The organism is Butyrivibrio sp. M55 (assembly GCF_900116865.1).
Lineage (GTDB): Bacteria > Bacillota > Clostridia > Lachnospirales > Lachnospiraceae > Butyrivibrio.
This window is the reverse complement of sequence record NZ_FPCD01000008.1, coordinates 19,106-38,841: the sequence shown is the minus strand read 5'-3', so window position 1 is coordinate 38,841 and position 19,736 is coordinate 19,106. Positions and strand designations below refer to the sequence as shown.

The following is a 19,736-nucleotide window of genomic DNA, read 5'->3' as shown; positions in this document are numbered from 1 at the left end:
CGGGCGTGAAAAAATAACCAAAACCACTCTCGCAAACTTTCTAGCTTGCAGAGATGGTTTTGGTTATTTTTATAGCTGCAAAGCAGCGTATTACAATTCTGATAAATGCATCGGGATGCTCAAACAACGTCTCCACATGCGCAGGAAAAACAGTCGAACCCCTATAAAAATGTGGCCTCTCGTGAAATGCTCAAAAACATAAGCCCATGGCTCCCCGCTATAAGGCGGACCGAATGGAGTTTTGAGCCGATAGAATTTTATGGCTGATTTCGGAGCCTAGTGAATCCAAGTGATGGAGCAACTCCAAAAAACATATCCGCACTGCCCGTGGGTGGCCCTAAAGGGGCTGTCTGTGCCAAAGCTGTGAGCGGCCGGGTCTTAGTGCTACTGTCATCCGAGGAGCTCGAGGAGCTCTTCCTTGGTGAGGGTCGGATTGCTCATGGTTCCGGTATTGAGGAGCTTGTCGGCCAGCTCTTTTTTGCGGTTCTGAAGGGTTATGATACGCTCTTCGATGGTATTCTCCATGATCAGGCGGTATACGGTGACAACATTCTTTTGGCCGATTCGGTGGGCTCTGTCGGTTGCCTGGTTCTCGACCGCGATGTTCCACCAGTGATCGAAGTGAATGACGATGTCCGCGCTTGTTAGGTTAAGACCTGTGCCTCCGGCTTTAAGAGATATGCAAAATACCGAAGTGTCATCCTCCTGGAAGGCATCGACGAGCTTTATGCGGTCTTCCTTCTTCGTGGACCCTGTAAGAAGGTAGTGCGATATTCCCGCATTTTCAAGTTCCTTTGTTATTCTGTCGAGCATTGATGTGAACTGCGAGAATAAAAGAATCTTGTGACCGCTTTCGGAGGCGCTCTTTATCATCTCGATAAGAAGATCTGTTTTGGCGCTTCCGCCTGTATAGTTTTCATACACAAGCCCCGGATCGCAGCAAAGCTGGCGAAGCCTTGTAAGTTCCGAAAGGATTACTATCCTGTCTTTTCCAAAAGATTCCTCATCAGTTCCCTCGACCATAAGCTTAACTCTCTGAAGGTGCGCATCATAAAGCTCTCTCTGAGAACTGTTCATAGGCGCATAGATATTCTCTTCAAGCTTGTCGGGAAGATCCTTTAAGACATCACTCTTAAGCCTTCTGATCACAAAAGGCGCTATCATCTTCCTGAGCATCTCGGTCGAAGACTCATCCCCGTCCGAAACAACGGGAACCTCAATATTGTCACGGAACTGCTTATATCCAAAAAGATATCCCGGCATGCAGAAATCAAATATGCTCCAGAGTTCGCTCAGTCTGTTCTCGATGGGCGTTCCCGTAAGAGCCACTTTAAATGCCGCATTTATGCTCTTTACAGCCTTCGCAATAAGCGTACCCGGGTTCTTTATAAACTGCGCTTCATCAATAACACAGCAGTCAAAATTCAAATACTTATACAGCTCGATATCTCTTCTTAAAAGATCATATGACGTGATGATAACATCGGTCTCTTCACTGTCAATCTCCGACGTAATCCGCACTCTGTCAGGCTTTACGCCGACAGCTATCTCGCAGTTAAGAAGCGGTGTGAACTTTCTGATCTCATGTTGCCAGTTGTAAACAAGTGACGCCGGACACACAATAAGACTGCACCTGTTCTTTCTTCCCTCTTTCAGCGCACATTCTTTTGCACTTAGAAGATATGCAAGAACCTGAATCGTCTTACCAAGTCCCATGTCATCGGCAAGAATGCCTCCAAATCCGTTATGTGAAAGAGCTTTAAGCCAGAAAAATCCCGTCTTCTGATAATCCCTAAGAACATCCTCAAGACTCTCAGGAACCTTAAAACGCTCATCCGTAGGCGATGCAAATCCCGACACAAATTCCTTGAAGCTCTTGCTTCTTCCGATAGAAGAACCGCCCTCTTCAATATTTTTTTCCGCGATATCATTGATAAAAAGAGCTCTGTATCTCGGTACCTCTGCGTGACCTTCGACGATCTGCTTCGCCGTTATTCCAAGTCCGTCCTTAAGCGCAAACAGCATCTTGGCGTCATCGCTCGCAACGCTCACCACTTCGCCGCTCTTTAATTTATAATACTTTCTCTTTTTGTCGTACTGACTCAGTATCTCACCAAGCTCATCAGGCGTAAGCGTTTCAGGCACCATCGAAAGTTCCAGAAGGTCCGAAACAACAGAGACGCCAAGATTCACCTTGAGCCCCTTCTCGATCCTTACCGCCTTGATCGCATCCGATACGAATACGTCGCCTATGGTAGAAAGATATCCCATCTTTTCCGCAAGAAAAACGTAAAGCTTATCATCCGTGTATGAATCCGTCGTAAGTACCAGCGCTTTCCTGTCAGAGTCAAGCCTGTCAAAATACGGGCTTATCAGTTTTGCAGTTCTGTTCTCCAGATAACTGTTCCTCTTCACATTGGTCGCCGGCTCATCACCAAACTTATCCATGTCCTGAGATTCAAAAATGTCAAAGCTCTCTTTCATACCGTTTCCGGCATCATACGCAGCCTTTACCTTACAGGTTATGCTATTTGCATCAGGCATATCTAAATAAATCTCAAACTTTGGAATATCAGGCGCGTATCTCGAAGCCTCGAAGCCGTCCGTGCTCACATTGAAGAACTCATTGATCACAGGGAAAAGACCTTCCGAAAAAAGAGGCAGATCTTTTTCAGCTATAAAGAGCTCGTTCTCAGTTCTTCTCGCCGCAAGGAACTTGAGCACCGGAATAATCTCCGCGCAATCGCTTCGGGGAATCATGTGAAGCTTTCTCTTTCTTTCGAAATAAATATTTGAATATCCTTCGAACATGGTAAAAGAGCCGGATTCGAAAACGACTCCGAAGTTCTTTTTCTCAATATGAAGATCAATGTCAGGGAAAACAGGAACTATCTCAAGAAGGCGCTCTTCGCTGTACCTCGCCCTAAAATCGGAATTGAGGAAAAAAGTCTCTTTTACCGATTTAAAAAACTCATCAATCTCATTACCGCAAAGCTCGATGTTCTTGCTTCGGCTCTTTGAACGCGAATAGACCTGATAAGGGTCTCCCGCTCTTCTACCTCTGAAATAGTCGAATAAGAAATTTATTATCTTCTGGGAATCCGCAGAAAACGAAGACATATCATGCGTAAACTCAAGATGCTTACCATAGCTTAAGAAACTGTGCTTTTCTATCGCATCAAGAAGCTCGGCTATATCCTTAAGAACATAGCTGTGGCCGCCCTTTTCAGACTTTATGCAAAAAGATACCACAAGCTTTTCTCTGTTTAATACGGCATGCGGCTCCAGAACGGCAAGTGAAGTATCTTTGTACAAAAGAGGCACCTCACTCACAGGCGCATACTCTCTAAGAAGCCTTTTTGTCTCAAACGACGTGTAGTGAAACTCTTTGGGCGCATCAGAAACAAACCGCCTTCCCGAGCCGGTTATGTATTCGCCTTTTTTAGTTTCGTTCGCTCCATTATTCATTCATGCCTTATTATTTGAGTGCTGCGACTAAGTCTGTAACGACCTCTTCCATTGTGTTATCTTTTTCATCGATAGTGATATCGGCATATTTCTCGTACAGAACGCTTCGCTCATTATAAAGTGCGATCAGGGACTGTCCGGGTCTCATAACAACCCCGCGCTGTTTTACATCCTTAAGTCGCTTTGTCAAAGCTTCCATTCCGACTTTGAGATACACTACTTTACCGATATTTTTATAATGCTCCATAGCTTCTCTGCCGTATACTACACTTCCGCCGGTTGCTATGACGGTTCTCTCCGTCTCAATACCTGCATTTATCTTGTTCTCGATTTCAATAAATCCGTCAACGCCCTCCTGCTCTATTATCTCAGAAAGTCTTCTTCCTTCTTTTTTCTGGATAACTATATCAGCGTCAACAAAGTTATATCCCAATATTTTGGCGAGTATTACTCCTACCGTACTCTTTCCGGATGTAGGCATCCCAACCAAAATAATATTGTCTTTTTTCATAAAAATCCTTTCAGATTTCCGCTACCTTTCTTACTTCCTCAAGCGCATTCAAAAAAGCCTGTGCGACCTTCGGATCGAAATGAGTACCGGAACTCTCCTTAATAATCTTAATTGCCTCATCAAACGGGAACGCTTTCTTGTAGCTTCTCTCCGAGATGAGCGCATCAAATACATCGGCTACCGCCATTATCCTTGCGGAAAGAGGAATCTCTTCTCCCTTAAGTCCCATAGGATAACCGGTTCCGTCCCATCTCTCGTGATGGTACATGGCAAGATTCTTGGCTTCTTTCAGATAGCCCGCATCCTGCTCGGGAAGATTGCTCATAACCTTATCGATGATCACGGCACCTTCCTTTGAATGAGTCTTCATGATCGTAAATTCTTCGGGTGTGAGTTTACCCGGCTTATTAAGGAAATTATCGGAAATACTGATCTTTCCTACATCGTGAAGCGGTGCCGAATGATAAACATCCGAAACAAACTGTGGTGTCAAAAGATCTGTATATACGCCCTCTTTTATCATCTCATTCATGATGATCTTGGTATATTCCGCTGTATTCTTAACATGCTCACCCGTACTCTGATCTCTGCTTTCAACAAGATCTGCAAGAGCATAGATGATTGAATTCTGAAGTGCAGTAATGGTCTCGTTTCTACTCTTAAGTGCCTTAACAGATGCAACGTGTGCCTCTATCATCTTAAGAAGCGCATCGTACATGTTTTCAATCTCATCGCCGGTTCCAATCTTGATCTCTTCAAACATCTTCGCCGTCTTTTCAAGATTCTCCTCGCTTCCGTCAGAAAACCGCGACGACGAGAGCGCCATCGTATTGATCGGAAGTATCAGATGATACTCCGACATATAGATACCTACGCCGAGAATGAATATGTATAATCCGATGAAAAGAGATATCTGTCTGGTTGCGAATTTAAAGACCTCTCTTCCCGTCTCTTCTTCCGAGTACGGTGATATTCCGGAAAGGTCAACACCCGAATAACTACCTATTTCCTGCGCAATGTGAACAGTATTTTTTCCTGTCTGAACTATCGCATCTCTGAACAACATCGTACTGATAAAAATAGCACAAAAAGCGACAAGTCCCGTTGCAAGAGTAAGAAGGATAACAACCTTCATTCTAAGCGATATACGACGGCTCTTTCCGGTTCTCAAAGTCTGCAAGGCTTCCGGCGTAAGTGGCGCCTGCTTCCAGTACTTCACATTAATTCTGTCTCTGACACCTGCAGGAACAATAAATGTGATCAAAAGAGCTATAAGAACGCTCACCATCTTATCTGCAACATCAACCACATAATCGGCAATGAGTGCTGCCTGAAATGCCGACATCTTACCGGATTCATAGATTATCTTTAAAAAATTCAACGACGCAGTCTCAGAGCCAAAGCCGTAGATAATACCCGTGAGTATTGCTCCCAAAACGCCTCCGACAAAGCCGTATATAAGTACTGCCAGGATTATTTTATAGAAATCTTTGAACCACTTTTTTTCATAAAAAACAGTGGTAAGTATAGCGATAAGAACATTTATCATGCTGTAGGAAATCGCCACGGAATCAGTAAAAATACTGTTTAAGAACGAACTGAAAAAACCGACAAATATACCGGGAAGAAATCCTCCCAGCATAGATACGGTCATAGTACCTACAGAATCCAGATACAGCGGAATTTCGAAGCGACCGACAAATTTACTTCCACAAATATTCATCAATATTCCGCCAAATACCATTAATGCAAGATAAACTCCTCTTGCCCCGGAGTTAACTTTGCGATCATCAACTATGTTTACCATATCATCCTCGTATAGGTATATTATTAACTAAAAAACGTTGCTATATATAATTTAGCACATATCTTTTAAACAAGGAAGTTCGACTCTCACACTGCGTGCGAGATCGAACTAAGTAGTACACCAAGCTCGTGAAATACCTCGCCAGGTGATTACTTAACTTAGTGCATGTCGTGATAATCATCCATATCATCGGAGTCAAATCCAATGTTCTGCATGCTTACAGTCTTACGGCGGATTCTTGCTGCCTCGGATGCGTGAAGAAGGAAATCCTTAATCTCGCGGCCGTGCTTGATATTCTTCATTACGATAGTCTTATCCGTAACATCAGAGGTATAACATATAATTGTCGATAATCCAAAGATTCTCTGCATGAGTGTTCTTGTTATCTCAACATCAGATACTTTGTACATATAACAGTCGTTTTCGCGCACTGTCAAAAAACCTTTGATGATTGTAAGGTCATTGTCTCTAAGTTCATATTTGGTAAAAGTCCATGGAAGTCCAAAGAACAAAAGTCTCTGTGTCTCTTGATAACGAATTTCGCCTTTGGCGCTCATAGACTCCTGATACTGTTCGGGATTTAAGATTTTTGCCATATTCTCTCTCCTTAAATGAATGAAATGTTACCATTTCAATTTACGCTTTTTTTCATTTAAGGTCAAATTGAGAAAATAAAAGTCTTGGCTCATAGCCAAGACTTTCAATTTTCTCATGTAATATCAGTGCAGTGCTTCAATATCTTCAAGTATGCACTCAGGTGTAATCCTGCTCTCCTTAAGAGCATCCTCGGCGCTCATTCCGTCATAGAACTTCTTGATAAAGCCGTAGTTGAGCACTCTTACATTCTTACTTCCAAGATATGATGCAATCTTTTGTCCGAAACCACCTTCGAGAATTCCGTCTTCAAGCGTAACAAAGATATCATGTTCTGTTGTAAGCCTGTCTAAAAGAACTCTGTCAACGCCCGATGCAAATCTGGGATTTACGAGTGTCACTTTTTTGCCCGTCTTATCTTCTATGAGCTTCGCAGCCTTTACACCTATATCAAAGAAATCTCCGAGGGCGAGAATCGCGATCTTTTCACCGACTTCGCAGACCTGATATTTATCCGTATCATGGTAATTATTATCAACATGATAAACCGCGTTGTTTACGCCATCGCAAGGAACAGCGATGATTGTCGGATGGTCACTCTGCTCAATGCTATACTCAAGCATTGCAAGGAACTCCTCTTTGCATGTGGGCGAAAGATATACAACGCCCGGAATATTAGTAAACATGCTCATCGCAGATATTCCGATATGTGTTGCATCTCCCATTCCGTAAATTGATGTTGAGAAAAGAACTGTAGTAACGGCGTTTCCGTTAAGGCTGACATCCTGAGTCATCTGATCGTAGACTCTCTGCGCAAATGTGGCATTGGTCACAAATACAGGCTTTCCGCCATTCTTTGCGATACCAGAACACATTGCCACAGCCTGCTCTTCGGCAATTCCTACATCGACGTAGTTTTTACCCATCTTGTTTCTCACATCCTGCTCAAGTCCGACAGCACCCGGAACAGCCGCAGTCATACAGACAACGCTTTTGTCCTTCTCAATCTTATCAAGCATATATTTTCCGAATATAGCCTGATATGATTCACCGTTTCCGAAACTTACACGTTCTCCCGTCTCTCTGTTAAAAGGCATGGAATAATGCCACTCTTCCTTGTTCTTCTCAGCAAGAGCATATCCCTTTCCCTTCTGTGTGTGAACATGAAGGACAATAGGATGATCGATATCTTTAACTTCGCTAAATGCCTTGATGAGTGTCTCGATGTCATTACCCTCTTCGACATATTTGTAATCAAGCCCCATTGCCTTGAAGAGATTTACTTCACATGTTCCGCCGCTCTTTCGAAGCTGCTCAAGATTCTTGTAAAGTCCGCCGTGATTCTCGGCGATAGACTGCTCATTGTCATTTAAAACGATGATAAGGTTAGTATCCATCTCACCTGCAAAATCGATACCTTCAAGTGCTTCGCCGCCGCTAAGTGAGCCGTCACCTATTATCGCAACGACATTTCCTTTTTTACCAGAAATATCTCTTCCCTTGGCAAGACCTGTCGCAAGGCTGACGGAAGTAGATGTGTGTCCGATGTAAAACATGTCATGCTCAGACTCCTTGGGATTGGTAAATCCGCACACATCGCCAAAATGCGCATCATCTGTATACGCGATTGCCCTTCCAGTAAGCATCTTGTGCGCATAGGTCTGGTGCGCAACGTCAAATACAAACTGGTCCTTTGGCGAATCGAAGACATAATGAAGTGCAATAGTAAGCTCCACCGCTCCGAAGTTCGGTCCAAAATGTCCGCCTATCTTGGTAGTCCTGTTAAAAAGAGCTTCTCTTATCTCCGTAGCAAGCTCCTTAAGCTCTGCCTGTGACAGCTTTTTTACATCTGCAGGGCCTTGTATATTGCTAAGTAACTTATAATCCATCATCGTAATTCTTCCTTTCCGGTTATGTCTCTTTTATCACAGAACAATACTTTCTGTGACGCAAAAACGACATCACCATTTTACATTATAGAATCAGAAATGGATATTCACTTACCATTTTTTGTCTTTTGCGCTATCATATTTTGTCCTATTTATTTTTTTCTTTTTATAGTAAAAACGTTCTGCTACCCTTAATAGATAACAGAACATTTCCGTTTTTATTCTTTAGTTAATTGTTGTCATAAATATCTTCCGTAAATGTAAGGCTACCTCTGTAACCAGCATATGTGCGGTTGAAAATAAGTCTCTCATTCACAGGAAAAGCTCCGAGAATAAACTGTATCTCTTTTTCCAGAGCAATTTCCCTCTCGTTGCTGCTTCCGACAAGGAGCGTGATCTCTTTTTCCTCCTCACGTATCGCCTTGTTGATCTCATACTGATCCGTAAGGAAAAGAACTTTCGGAGGCTGAGCATACTCAAGGTCTTGAATCTCTTTTACGATCCTGTCCTTATCCTCCTGTCTGAAAATTGGCTCAGATACTATCACCAGAACAGGCGTAAAGCTGTAGTCATTTGCAAGATATCTCGTATATCCGACAGCGCTGTTTGCATCCGCAACAACGGCAAATCTCTTCCAGCTCACAACACCGATTGACTGTCCGAGATAGCTGTAAACATAGTCCTCTTCCGCCTCGATCACATCCTCTGTAAGTTTTTCATCAAGTTTTAGTGCCTTCTGCACTTCTCTGATGAATTTAGTGGTATCTGTCGCGCCGACGAAGAGGCCCGGGATCCTTATACTCGGAACGCCGAATTTTTCCTCAAACTTCTTGGCAGGTCCGTTAAAGAGCCACGGATTAACTATGATATTTAGCGTAGCACCGGAACTCTTTTTGATATCTTCAATTCCCTGATGCTTCGTAAAAAAGGTATTGACCTTAAGCCCGAGCTTTGAAAGAATTCTATCTATTTCTTCAAGCGTACCGCTCCAGAACGGATCGTGGTAAGGCACGATTCCAAAGATGTTTACAAGTTTGTCGTCCTTTGGAACATCTTTTTCAATAACCTTATCTATAAAAGTATTCCAGATTACCTCATATCCGAGGTTACTGTCTCCCGCAAAGCCCGGCGTGTCTATCGCATAGACTTCGTGTCCGTTTTCTCTGAAATCACTTGTAACGCTTTCGATGTCATCTCCGATAATACCGGCCGTGCAGCCTGTAAGAACAAAGAATGCATCTGCGTCCATTATGTCAATCGCACCCTGTATGGTGGTTTTAAGTTTATTAACTCCGCCGAATACCACCTCTTTTTCAAGCATATTACTTGACGGAATTGATACTCCGTTTACAAAGCATGAGTGCTTGTGTCCCGACTGTCCCTGATCTGCCGCCGTAGTCTGCATGCAGCATCCGGGGCCTGAATGATATATGGGGCAAACTCTGTTTATTGCACCAAGTACGGAGTTGATTCCCGCAAGAACGCATCCACCCTTGGGATTTTCCATTATCTGTGACATTAACCTTCTCCCCCTAAAATATATTTAAACGCATTTTCCCGGTACCACGAATCCTTGTAAGGGAGCTTCACATGTTTAGCCAGTTTCTTATTAAATCCCGGATTTTCAAGCTGATCTGCTATCTTATTTCCGAGGAAAAGAAGTCCGTCATAGCCCATCGTAGGTCTTTTTCCATCAAGAACATGCGTAGTCGGAAGTCCAAGCTTTGCTGCCCATTCGGGAACTCCGATAAATGCGTCGGGTTTGAGCTTATTAAGTAGATTCACCTGCTCAAAAGGCTGCATATTGGCAATGTCCACAACAAAATTCTTGTGGATTCCGTTAAGATACTCGATATCAACCTGCGCATCCGCATCGTATGTCGGAGTCTCAAGGCCCACAAGTTCCATTCCAAAATCATCGATAAGAGCTGCTGCCGCAAAAGACCTTCCTGTTCCGCCGCAGATAAATACTCTTTTTCCCTGAAGTCTTTCTCTGAGCTTAGCTACCAAAGGCTCTATTCTCTCATGTTCGGAAGCAATGATCTCCTCGACTTCTTTTTCTTTTCCTATTACCTTGGCAATTCCTCTGTACCACTTATCGGTATTTCTGATTCCGATAGGCATTACCGTATGAGAATAAGGAATCTCGTAATCTTCCCAAAGAGTCTTCATAAACTCATCGGCAAAAACCTTACATATGGAAGTCGAGGCTTCCGCTGCAGGAATCTTTTTTATCTTCTCAAGAGAACTGTAAAAGGGAATGTAATTTACCTTCGCACCAAGAAGATTTAGCATTCTCTCCATCTCCTTCTGATCGGCAAAGCTGACTGTCGTCGGGGCAAAAAGATTTATGAGTCCCTTTTCCTTTTCGACTTTCTCTTTTTTCAAAATATATTTGTTTATAGAAATAAAAGCTGCATCAAAGCCTGACGCGCAAACCTTAGACTTAAATCCCTCGCAGTGGATTGGAACAATAATGGTGTCAGGATAATCTGACTGAAGATCCTGTGTTATCGCGTCGATATCATCTCCTATGATTCCTGAAGCGCAGGATGCATATATGAACACGAGCTTGGGATGATATCTGTCAACGGCTTTCTGCACCGATTCTCTAAGTTTTTGCTCTCCGCCAAAAACAACACTCTTTTGATCTATATTTGTAACGATAAGTCTTGGATTCTTAACAGCCTTGATTCCTCTGTGAATCTGTCCGACACGGTACATGTCTACCGCCATGATAGCGCATCCTACGCACCCTTGCGGCGAATGCGAAATAAAGACAGAATCCTCCAAAGACATAAGTGCCGCCATGCTGTTTATCTGCTGGCACTGAAGTCCCTGAGCAAAGCTCCTGTCTGCCCTCTTAAGACATCCCTTTTTATAATTTTCCGCAACTTCTTTTCCCGTTGTACCTAAGTCATTTATCCTGCCCGGTATGCTCTCCCGGACTCCCGAATACTGTATATTTGGCATTGCTTTACCTCTCCCGAAAACTGCCGTTTTTAGAAAAAAGCCGGAGGTAGTATCTAGTACACTAGTAACACCTCCGGCTTTCCGGTCAGCATCGCATTTCTGTGATGCTCAAATCTTATCATAGTATGTATATCGTGAAAATTTGAGAAAACTTATCAGTGACAATCAGCTGTGGTTATCGCTGGCAGAAAAAGGATTTAAACAAAATATAAAAACCAGTATATTTCACAATCATTAAAAAATCTTATGTCACATTTCAATAGAAGCTGAGTTCTATAACTAATGCTTTTTCCACCTTATTCTGTAATAACACGCATTTTTTCTTCCATGCTATACCCGCATCTACCCAACAAACATTTTTTAAGATACAACCATTCTTTTTTATTCACTTCCTCTTCTCCACTCAAATAATGTTTTAAGGTAAAAAATACATCCGTTAGTAATTCATCATCCGAATCATATATTTTTTCAAAATCAAACGTTTCTTCCATATATTGCTCAAGTACTTTTTTTTCAAAATCACCGTTCAATACTTTTTCAATTAATTGTACTAATTCATCATAATACATAACACTACTCCTTCTAATGCCCCTTATTAATTATTTGTCCCGATGGAATTTTCAAAGCATCAAAATCCCTATGAATTATATTTCCTTTGCCATCAGTAACCTCATGAATCATATATTTCGTTCCATTATTGTCACTATATCTATAGACAACAGAAATCCCACCCTCTGTTGACGGTCTCATATTCATTGCTTTTTTGTTTAAATTTGAAAAATCTTCTCCTCTTGCTTCAATCCGCCCTATCTCATCTATTACTTCTTTATTGGTGAAATATTTTCCATTTTTATACTCAATATCATTTAAGTAATTGGCTGTACTTTTTTCACTCAACTTTTTATAGCTGTTCTTCCCTGCCTTTGCAACATCCTCAGCAGTATCGCCAGTCACCTTCGTAACATCACTTGCTCCATCAACAGCCTTCTCTACCTTCTTAACATTCTCCGCCTCTTCAGCAACTTTTTCAACTTTTTTAAGATGAAGATCTTTTTCGACTTTAAAGATATCTGTTACTTCACTAAATCCTCCGAAGAACAGATTCATCGAGAAGTTCCCGGCTACATTTTCACCCAGTAGCGCCCAATCGGATTTTGATAATTCTCCGTCTCTTGAAAGCTCCTGATACAATTCTCTAGTATCTATCACAAGATCCTGAATGTTTTCTTTCGCTTGTTTTGCGGCAAATCCGACTTCTTTTCCCATTTCAAGTGTCGAACTAATTTCTGATGTTATATAGTATAAAAGAAGAACTCCTGTTGCTTCACCATATCCAAATTCTCTTGAATTCTGCAATTTAGAATTCTCTATAGCCATTTCCATCTCTTTATCTACATCACCCCTGAAATCTTTATATGAATTCACAAAAAGATGGATATACTTATTAGTGTCCGTTCCAAAACAATGGTCGATAAGATCTGAGCCCTTTTCAATAATTAGTCCTGTAGTATGCGACATAATAAAATCAGAGCAATCAAGCGTAAAATTCAAAAGATTATATATCGGTTTTCTTACTCCCATCATAAAACAGCCCAACTTTGAAACTTTGTTGGCCAGAGCCGAATACCTCTTATATAATTCCTTTTCTTCTTTAGTCCTTAGTATCGGACATCCGAGTATAGGATCAAACTTTAAAGAACTAAGTTTTATTTTTGCAAGTTGTTGTGCTTCTTTTACCTCTTCAGGAGACAACTTATAATTAGGCAATAGCCATTTATCAACTTTGATATCAAGTGCTTTTCGTTCACTTGCAGCATCCTGAATCCCTTTGACTCCCAAAGTAGCACCAAATGCAACAAGTCCTACTATTTGCTTTGATACACTCTGAGTATGAAATTGTATCGAATCAAGTTCACTTGCTTTAACTGACATCTCAGCTATATGTTCATTTATAGCATTTTTAAGTCCAGAACGATTCAATCGATTGCTCGCTTCAGTATCAAATTCTTCCATCTTATCTATGCAGTTCTGCAAAAATCCACCGGTATTACAAAATTCGTCATAATGTCTTACCGCGTCCCTAACATATATTTCCTCGATGTCTCCGCAATATTTCTTAAATTTTCCTTCAGCCTCCATAGACTTTTGCTGAATTGCAAATGCTTCGCTTTCAAATTCTTCAAGCTGTTCCATAAAATGCGACTTTATCATTCTTACAACATCTGTATCTATCCTTGCATCAGTATCAGGATCCACCATGGTCTTAAAAGTTTCATCAATATCTACATATCTTTTGACCATTTCTCTTGAAAGCTCATATTGAAGGCGATTATACTCCTCCTGTTTAATGCCTATGAATGCTTTTGATTGTTCAGCTCCTCCGCCTACAAATGTCTCATTATTCCTATATCTTTCATAAGATGCATAAACATCACCCAAAGATTCCATATAACGGCAAGCGGCATGTTCGAAATATTCGATAAATTCGTTTACCTTCTTTGTATCCCAACTCTTCCCCATTAAAACTATCCCCAATAATACAAGTTTTACTCAACACTTCTTTCTCGAGCACGGATTTCTTCTTCAAGCTCTTCTATCTCTTCCTCACATTCTCTAATAAGTTCACGAATTCTTTCCATCGCCATTTGAAGATTGGACAAAAGTCTTGATGCATCTCTTAATATAGCTCCGATCATTGAACAGCTTTCATTTCTGTATTCTTCTGCATCCCGTTCAAGTTTTCCGCGCCACTCCCCCGATGCAGTCATATCGTAAACCTTATCGGGATTGTATATATCTGTCTCAAGTATTTCTCGTTTTCTGCTTATAAATTCATATGTTTCCTCACAATCAGCAAGATCTCGTTCCAATACTCTTTTCTCATGCTCTTTTTCTGCTAATCTCGAATGAAGTCCCATCGTTATTACCTCCGATGTATATCTACATCAAGCCCTTCACTAAGAATCCTATCCTGCTCAATCATTCCATCACGAAGCGTAAAAAGTGCCCTTGGGAGCGACTCGGAAGCTTCGTGTCTGTATGTTTCTGTAGATTTATAAAAAAGCTTGAGTATTTCATTCATTTCCCGACCAACATCCGTTGTCTCAAAGACGTTTATCTTACTAAAAGATTCCTCTGAATACGCACATTTTGCAGTTGTGTTTCTTATATCTTCAACAATATCTGTGAACACGTTGGTGTCCATGTATATACTTTTTAATGCCATCTCATAACCTTTTGTGTCTTGCTTTTTTAATAAAACATTAACATTTTATCATACGCTATAATCTAAATCAATAATATGCAAAAAGACGGTGCTTTAGATTATTTCATCTAACGCACCGCCTTATATATTTTTTCAATGGCAGTTTGATTTATATATATGCTTTGAATTATGCATTAACAATTTTTCCGAAGTCAGCCTTAAGGCTTGCTCCGCCGATAAGTCCGCCGTCGATGTTGGGCTTTGAAAGAAGCTCAGCAGCGTTTCCTGCATTCATAGATCCGCCGTACTGGATACGAACCTCATCAGCTGTAGCCTGATCGTAAAGCTTAGCAATAAGCTCACGGATAAGCTTACATACTTCTTCAGCCTGATCAGCTGTAGCTGTCTCACCTGTTCCGATAGCCCAGATAGGCTCGTAAGCGATAACAAGCTTCTTAACCTGGTCAGCTGTTACACCGTCAAGATCCCATGTGATCTGTCTCTCGATCCACTCTTTGTAAGTATCAGCCTTACGAAGTGCAAGAGACTCACCGCAGCAAAGGATAGGTGTAAGACCTGAAGCAAATGCTTTCTTTACTTTCTGGTTGATAAGGATATCGTTCTCTCCGAAGATATCTCTTCTCTCTGAATGTCCGATGATGATGTACTCTACACCTGCATCCTTAAGCATAGGAGCTGAAATTTCTCCTGTGAATGCTCCGTTATCTACGATGTAGAAGTTCTCTGCACCTACGTGTACGTTTGTACCCTTAACAGCGTTAACTACGGGTACGATATCGATTGCAGGTACACAGTAAACTACGTCTACAGCATCATTCTTTACAAGATCCTTGAGCTCTTCGCAAAGAGCTACAGCCTCGCTGGGAGTCTTGTTCATCTTCCAGTTTCCGGCGATTATTCTTCTACGTGCCATGTTTTCCACCTCTATATTTTGAAATATTTACTTCTTGATTTTCACAAGGAAGTTCTGCTCTCGCACCTATCGGTGCTCGCCAGAACTAAGTTCGAACTACCGACTCGAAAAAACCTCGTCGGAGTCTCACTTATTATCAGCTGCTACTACACCGGGAAGTGCTTTTCCTTCAAGGAACTCAAGTGATGCACCACCACCTGTTGAGATGTGGCTCATCTTGTCCGCAAATCCAAGCTGGTTAACAGCTGCTGCACTATCACCACCACCGATAATTGTTGTAGCTGTTGTCTCTGCAAGAGCCTTAGCTACTGCCTTTGTTCCCTCAGCAAGAACAGGGTTCTCGAATACACCCATAGGTCCGTTCCAAACAACTGTCTTAGCTGACTTAACAGCATCAGCAAAGAGATCACGTGTCTTAAGACCGATATCAAGACCTTCCTTGTCAGCAGGAATCTGAGTTGAAGGAACGATCTCTGTCTCGATGCTGGGGTTATCGATAGGATCAGGGAATCCTGTTGATACTACTGTATCGATGGGAAGAAGAAGCTGCTTGCCGTTAGCCTTAGCCTTCTCAAGCATTTCCTTACAATAATCAAGCTTTGTATCGTCTACAAGAGACTTACCAACCTCATAGCCCTGAGCCTTGAGGAATGTGAATGCCATACCACCACCGATGATAAGTGTATCGCACTTCTCGATAAGGTTATTGATAACGTTGAGCTTATCAGCAACCTTAGCACCACCAAGGATAGCTACGAAAGGTCTTACAGGATTCTCAACTGCATTTCCGAGGAAATCGATTTCCTTCTGCATGAGATATCCAACTGCATTGTTTCCACCCTTCTCTGTGATGAACTTTGTAACGCCTGCTACAGAAGCGTGTGCTCTGTGCGCTGATCCGAAAGCGTCGCATACATAGTCATCAGCAAGCTCTGCGAGCTCTTTTGCAAAAGCATCGCCTGCCTCTTCGGGCTTTGTCTCTTCCTTGCCTCTGAAACGAGTATTCTGAAGAAGAACAACATCTCCCTCGTTCATAGCTTCTACAGCTGCTGTTGCATCAGCGCCTGTTACGTTGTAATCAGAAATGAACTTAACCTCTTTACCGAGCTTCTCAGAAAGTCTCTTTGCAACAGGTGCAAGTGACTCACCCTCGTTAGGGCCGTTCTTTACTTTTCCAAGGTGTGAGCAAAGAATAACCTTGCCGCCATCCTTTATAAGCTTGTTGATTGTAGGAAGAGCTGCTACTACTCTTGTCTCGTCTGTGATCTCACCGTTCTTGAGAGGAACGTTGAAGTCGCAACGAACAAGTACGCGTCTTCCCTTTACGTTGATATCGTCTACTGATTTCTTATTAAGACTCATTATTATTCTCCTTTGTAATGTTCATAAATAGATAAAGGGTCTGGTCCTAACGGACCGGACCCTTTTAGTTAATCCAAATTACTTAACAAATTTTTCAAAATATTTGATTGTACGAACCATCTGTGATGTGTATGAGTTCTCGTTGTCATACCATGAAACAACCTGAACTTCATAGAGGTCATCACCGATCTTGTTAACCATTGTCTGTGTTGCATCGAAGAGTGAACCATATGTCATTCCAACGATATCTGATGATACGATCTCATCCTCGTTGTATCCGAATGTCTCAGGATCAGAAGCCTTCTTCATAGCCTCGTTGATAGCTTCCTTAGTTACCTCTGTGCTTGACTTAACAACTGCGAAAAGAAGAGTTGTTGAACCTGTAGGAACAGGAACTCTCTGAGCAGCTCCGATGAGCTTTCCGTTAAGTTCAGGGATAACAAGGCCGATAGCCTTTGCAGCACCTGTTGAGTTAGGAACGATGTTAACAGCGCCTGCACGTGCTCTTCTAAGGTCACCCTTTCTCTGAGGTCCGTCAAGGATCATCTGATCACCTGTGTAAGCATGGATTGTTGCCATGATACCGGACTGGATAGGTGCGAAATCGTTAAGAGCCTTAGCCATAGGTGCAAGGCAGTTTGTTGTACATGATGCAGCTGAGATGATGTTGTCATCTGCTGTAAGTGTCTCGTGGTTAACATTGTATACGATAGTAGGAAGATCGTTTCCTGCAGGAGCAGAAATAACTACCTTCTTAGCACCAGCATCGATATGAGCCTGTGCCTTAGCCTTTGATGTGTAGAAACCTGTACACTCAAGAACAACGTCTACACCAATCTTGCCCCAAGGAAGGTTCTTAGCATCTGCCTCTTTGTAGATTGTAATCTCCTTGCCATTAACTGTGATTGAATTCTCGCTGTAAGAAACCTTGTCAGCGTACTTGTACTTGCCCTGTGATGAATCATACTTAAGAAGATGAGCAAGCATCTTAGGATCTGTAAGATCGTTGATTGCTACGATCTCTGTTCCTTCATGCTCAAACATCTGTCTGAAAGCAAGACGTCCGATACGACCAAAACCATTGATTGCTACTTTAACTGCCATTTTAAGTTCCTCCTAAAATGAATATAATATTTAATTGCTGCTTAATATCACACTTATTGATAATTTTTTATCAGCAACTCTAATTCTAATAAAAAATGTAGCATAAATCAAGTAAGAATATTATGATATAGGTGTCAAAAAGTCAAAAATGCGTTCATTCATCATTTAATAAATCACGGAGAACCCCATATGATCTTACCGGCAGACTACCATTTACACACTCACAATTCGGGCGACAGCGAAGCACCCATGGAAGACATGATCAAAAGTGCCATAAACAGAGGTCTTGAAGAGATCTGTTTTACCGACCACATGGACATGGACTATCCTATAACCGAAGATACCCCGAAGGATTATTTCTTACTGGACACTCCTCCTTACAAAAAAGAGTTATATAAGTATAAGGAGATGTACAAAGACAAGATTTCTGTAAAATTCGGTGTTGAAGTAGGCATGCAGGATCATATAGCAAAGGAGAACACAGATTACGTTCGCTCGGAATCTTTTGACTTCGTCATTGCATCCATGCATCTTATTGACGGGCAAGACCCCTACTACCCTGTATTCTGGGAAAACCTTGATGTAAAAGAAGTTTTCAGGCACTACTTTGAACTTACGCTTGAAAACTTAAAACTCTTTGATGACTACTGCGTCCTCGGGCACCTCGACTATCTCGCCCGCTACGCTCCCGAAGGCAACAATCCATATTCATATGAAGCTTATTCAGATATCATAGACGCCATTTTGATTCATCTTATAAAAAAGGATAAAGGCCTCGACTTTAACACCAGCCGTCTTTTCAGATCGGGCGGCCCCACGAATCCAAGTCCCGAAGTCTTAAAAAGATTCAAGGAACTTGGCGGAAAGATAATCACCTTCGGCTCCGATGCCCATAATCCCGAAGGCGTTGCCGGCGCATTTGAAAAGGCAAGTATCATTGCAAAAAAATGCGGCTTCGACGAATACTGCACTTTCGAAGACCGCAAGCCTATATTCCACAAATTATAAGTAACAGTGCTCATTTCGGTATATCTTTATAAGATGAACGAAATATAGTAAAATGTTAATGATACTTTTGTCAAAAATCAAAAATACGTACATTTTTCATGCTGAGTATTTTTGACAGCGGTCGCATCGCGGAGGCTATATGAGGGAAGAATTTTACTCCAGAGGTAAACAAACTAACGTATATAATTTCATATTCATATACAAGTCTGTTACTCTTTGCTGTTTATGCGTTGTTACCGCGATTCTGGCTTTTTATTGCAGGACAGACCTGCTAAAAATGACGTTTTCCAAGGACAAAACTTCGCAAAGGCTCTTGCTATCTGTCTTAATCTTTGTTTTAATGGTATTTATTTCCGTTATAATAGATTTTTATATATTAAAAAAGACTACAAATATAGGCTACAGATTAAACAGACTTGCCTACCTCGACAGGCTGACGGGACTTCCCAACAGATTCAGTTGTGACCTTCTGTTTGAAAGTTTCAATGGTTCGGAAAGACTCCCCGGGGTCGGCTTTATTGTTATGAAAATAAATAATCTTCCGACCGTAAATCAGACAACAAGTCATGATAACGGCAACAACCTCATTACCGAGTTTTGTTTTATTCTCGAGGATGTCGGCGAAAAGTATGGTTATGTCGGAAGAAACGGCGGAAATGAATTTATTATTCTGATTGAAAATTGTTCGGACACCGACTGCGATATGTTCCTTTCAGATCTAACAAAAAGAATCCGCGGCTACAACGAAATGGCTGTCGGAACACCTCTCGAGATAGCATACGCTTGCGTACTCAACTCTAACGAAAAGAGATCCGTAATGTCAGAACTTATCTCTTTTGCCTATAAGAAACTTAAGGATGCACCACAAACACTCTCATGAA

Annotated in this window: 16 protein-coding genes; 2 read left to right on the top strand and 14 right to left on the bottom strand. The window is 41.7% G+C overall.

Annotation, left to right across the window (positions count from 1 at the left end):
* Nucleotides 1–390: 390 nt before the first annotated feature.
* The 14 genes from BM398_RS10155 to gap all read right to left on the bottom strand — a co-directional run bounded on the left by BM398_RS10155 (nucleotide 391) and on the right by gap (nucleotide 17,847).
* Nucleotides 391–3,468, bottom strand: coding sequence for a DEAD/DEAH box helicase (locus tag BM398_RS10155; protein WP_092337562.1), 3,078 nt, complete (start codon nucleotides 3,466–3,468; stop codon nucleotides 391–393).
* 10 nt (nucleotides 3,469–3,478) lie between these two features.
* A complete protein-coding gene (locus BM398_RS10150) occupies nucleotides 3,479–3,979 on the bottom strand; it encodes a shikimate kinase (RefSeq protein WP_092337561.1) in 501 nt (166 codons plus the stop codon).
* A 10-nt stretch (nucleotides 3,980–3,989) separates the two neighbouring features.
* The gene (locus BM398_RS10145; protein WP_092337560.1) at nucleotides 3,990–5,786 is read right to left on the bottom strand and encodes an HD-GYP domain-containing protein; all 1,797 of its coding nucleotides are present in this window, start codon (nucleotides 5,784–5,786) and stop codon (nucleotides 3,990–3,992) included.
* Between the two features lie 158 nt (nucleotides 5,787–5,944).
* Nucleotides 5,945–6,382 (bottom strand): PH domain-containing protein, encoded by a 438-nt coding sequence (locus tag BM398_RS10140; RefSeq protein ID WP_092337559.1) that lies wholly within the window; start codon nucleotides 6,380–6,382, stop codon nucleotides 5,945–5,947.
* 123 nt (nucleotides 6,383–6,505) lie between these two features.
* Entirely contained in the window at nucleotides 6,506–8,272 is a 1,767-nt protein-coding gene (locus BM398_RS10135; protein ID WP_092337558.1) for a 1-deoxy-D-xylulose-5-phosphate synthase, read from the bottom strand.
* A gap of 226 nt (nucleotides 8,273–8,498) precedes the next feature.
* Nucleotides 8,499–9,788, bottom strand: coding sequence for a nitrogenase component 1 (locus BM398_RS10130; protein WP_092337557.1), 1,290 nt, complete (start codon nucleotides 9,786–9,788; stop codon nucleotides 8,499–8,501).
* A complete protein-coding gene (locus BM398_RS10125) occupies nucleotides 9,788–11,242 on the bottom strand; it encodes a nitrogenase component 1 (RefSeq protein ID WP_092337556.1) in 1,455 nt (484 codons plus the stop codon). Before BM398_RS10125 ends, BM398_RS10130 begins: the two co-directional genes overlap by 1 nt.
* A gap of 296 nt (nucleotides 11,243–11,538) precedes the next feature.
* Nucleotides 11,539–11,811, bottom strand: a complete 273-nt coding sequence (locus BM398_RS10120; protein WP_092337555.1) for a hypothetical protein — start codon at nucleotides 11,809–11,811, stop codon at nucleotides 11,539–11,541.
* Nucleotides 11,812–11,824: 13 nt separating this feature from the next.
* Nucleotides 11,825–13,762: a hypothetical protein gene (locus BM398_RS10115; protein ID WP_092337554.1), complete on the bottom strand. Its 1,938-nt coding sequence runs from the start codon at nucleotides 13,760–13,762 to the stop codon at nucleotides 11,825–11,827.
* A 26-nt stretch (nucleotides 13,763–13,788) separates the two neighbouring features.
* Nucleotides 13,789–14,160, bottom strand: a complete 372-nt coding sequence (locus BM398_RS10110; RefSeq protein ID WP_092337553.1) for a hypothetical protein — start codon at nucleotides 14,158–14,160, stop codon at nucleotides 13,789–13,791.
* 5 nt (nucleotides 14,161–14,165) lie between these two features.
* Entirely contained in the window at nucleotides 14,166–14,468 is a 303-nt protein-coding gene (locus BM398_RS10105) for a hypothetical protein (RefSeq protein ID WP_092337552.1), read from the bottom strand.
* A gap of 166 nt (nucleotides 14,469–14,634) precedes the next feature.
* Nucleotides 14,635–15,381: a triose-phosphate isomerase gene (gene tpiA / locus BM398_RS10100; RefSeq protein ID WP_026668197.1), complete on the bottom strand. Its 747-nt coding sequence runs from the start codon at nucleotides 15,379–15,381 to the stop codon at nucleotides 14,635–14,637.
* 126 nt (nucleotides 15,382–15,507) lie between these two features.
* On the bottom strand, nucleotides 15,508–16,743 hold the full coding sequence (locus BM398_RS10095; protein WP_092337551.1) for a phosphoglycerate kinase: 1,236 nt from the start codon (nucleotides 16,741–16,743) through the stop codon (nucleotides 15,508–15,510).
* A gap of 78 nt (nucleotides 16,744–16,821) precedes the next feature.
* On the bottom strand, nucleotides 16,822–17,847 hold the full coding sequence (gap, locus tag BM398_RS10090) for a type I glyceraldehyde-3-phosphate dehydrogenase (protein WP_026654163.1): 1,026 nt from the start codon (nucleotides 17,845–17,847) through the stop codon (nucleotides 16,822–16,824).
* Nucleotides 17,848–18,036: 189 nt separating this feature from the next.
* On the opposite strand from gap, the gene BM398_RS10085 reads away from it, so the two are divergent.
* Both BM398_RS10085 and BM398_RS10080 read left to right on the top strand, forming a co-directional pair.
* Nucleotides 18,037–18,855, top strand: coding sequence for a histidinol-phosphatase HisJ family protein (locus BM398_RS10085; protein ID WP_092337550.1), 819 nt, complete (start codon nucleotides 18,037–18,039; stop codon nucleotides 18,853–18,855).
* Between the two features lie 139 nt (nucleotides 18,856–18,994).
* Nucleotides 18,995–19,735, top strand: coding sequence for a GGDEF domain-containing protein (locus tag BM398_RS10080; RefSeq protein WP_092337549.1), 741 nt, complete (start codon nucleotides 18,995–18,997; stop codon nucleotides 19,733–19,735).
* The last annotated feature ends 1 nt before the right edge of the window (nucleotide 19,736 follow it).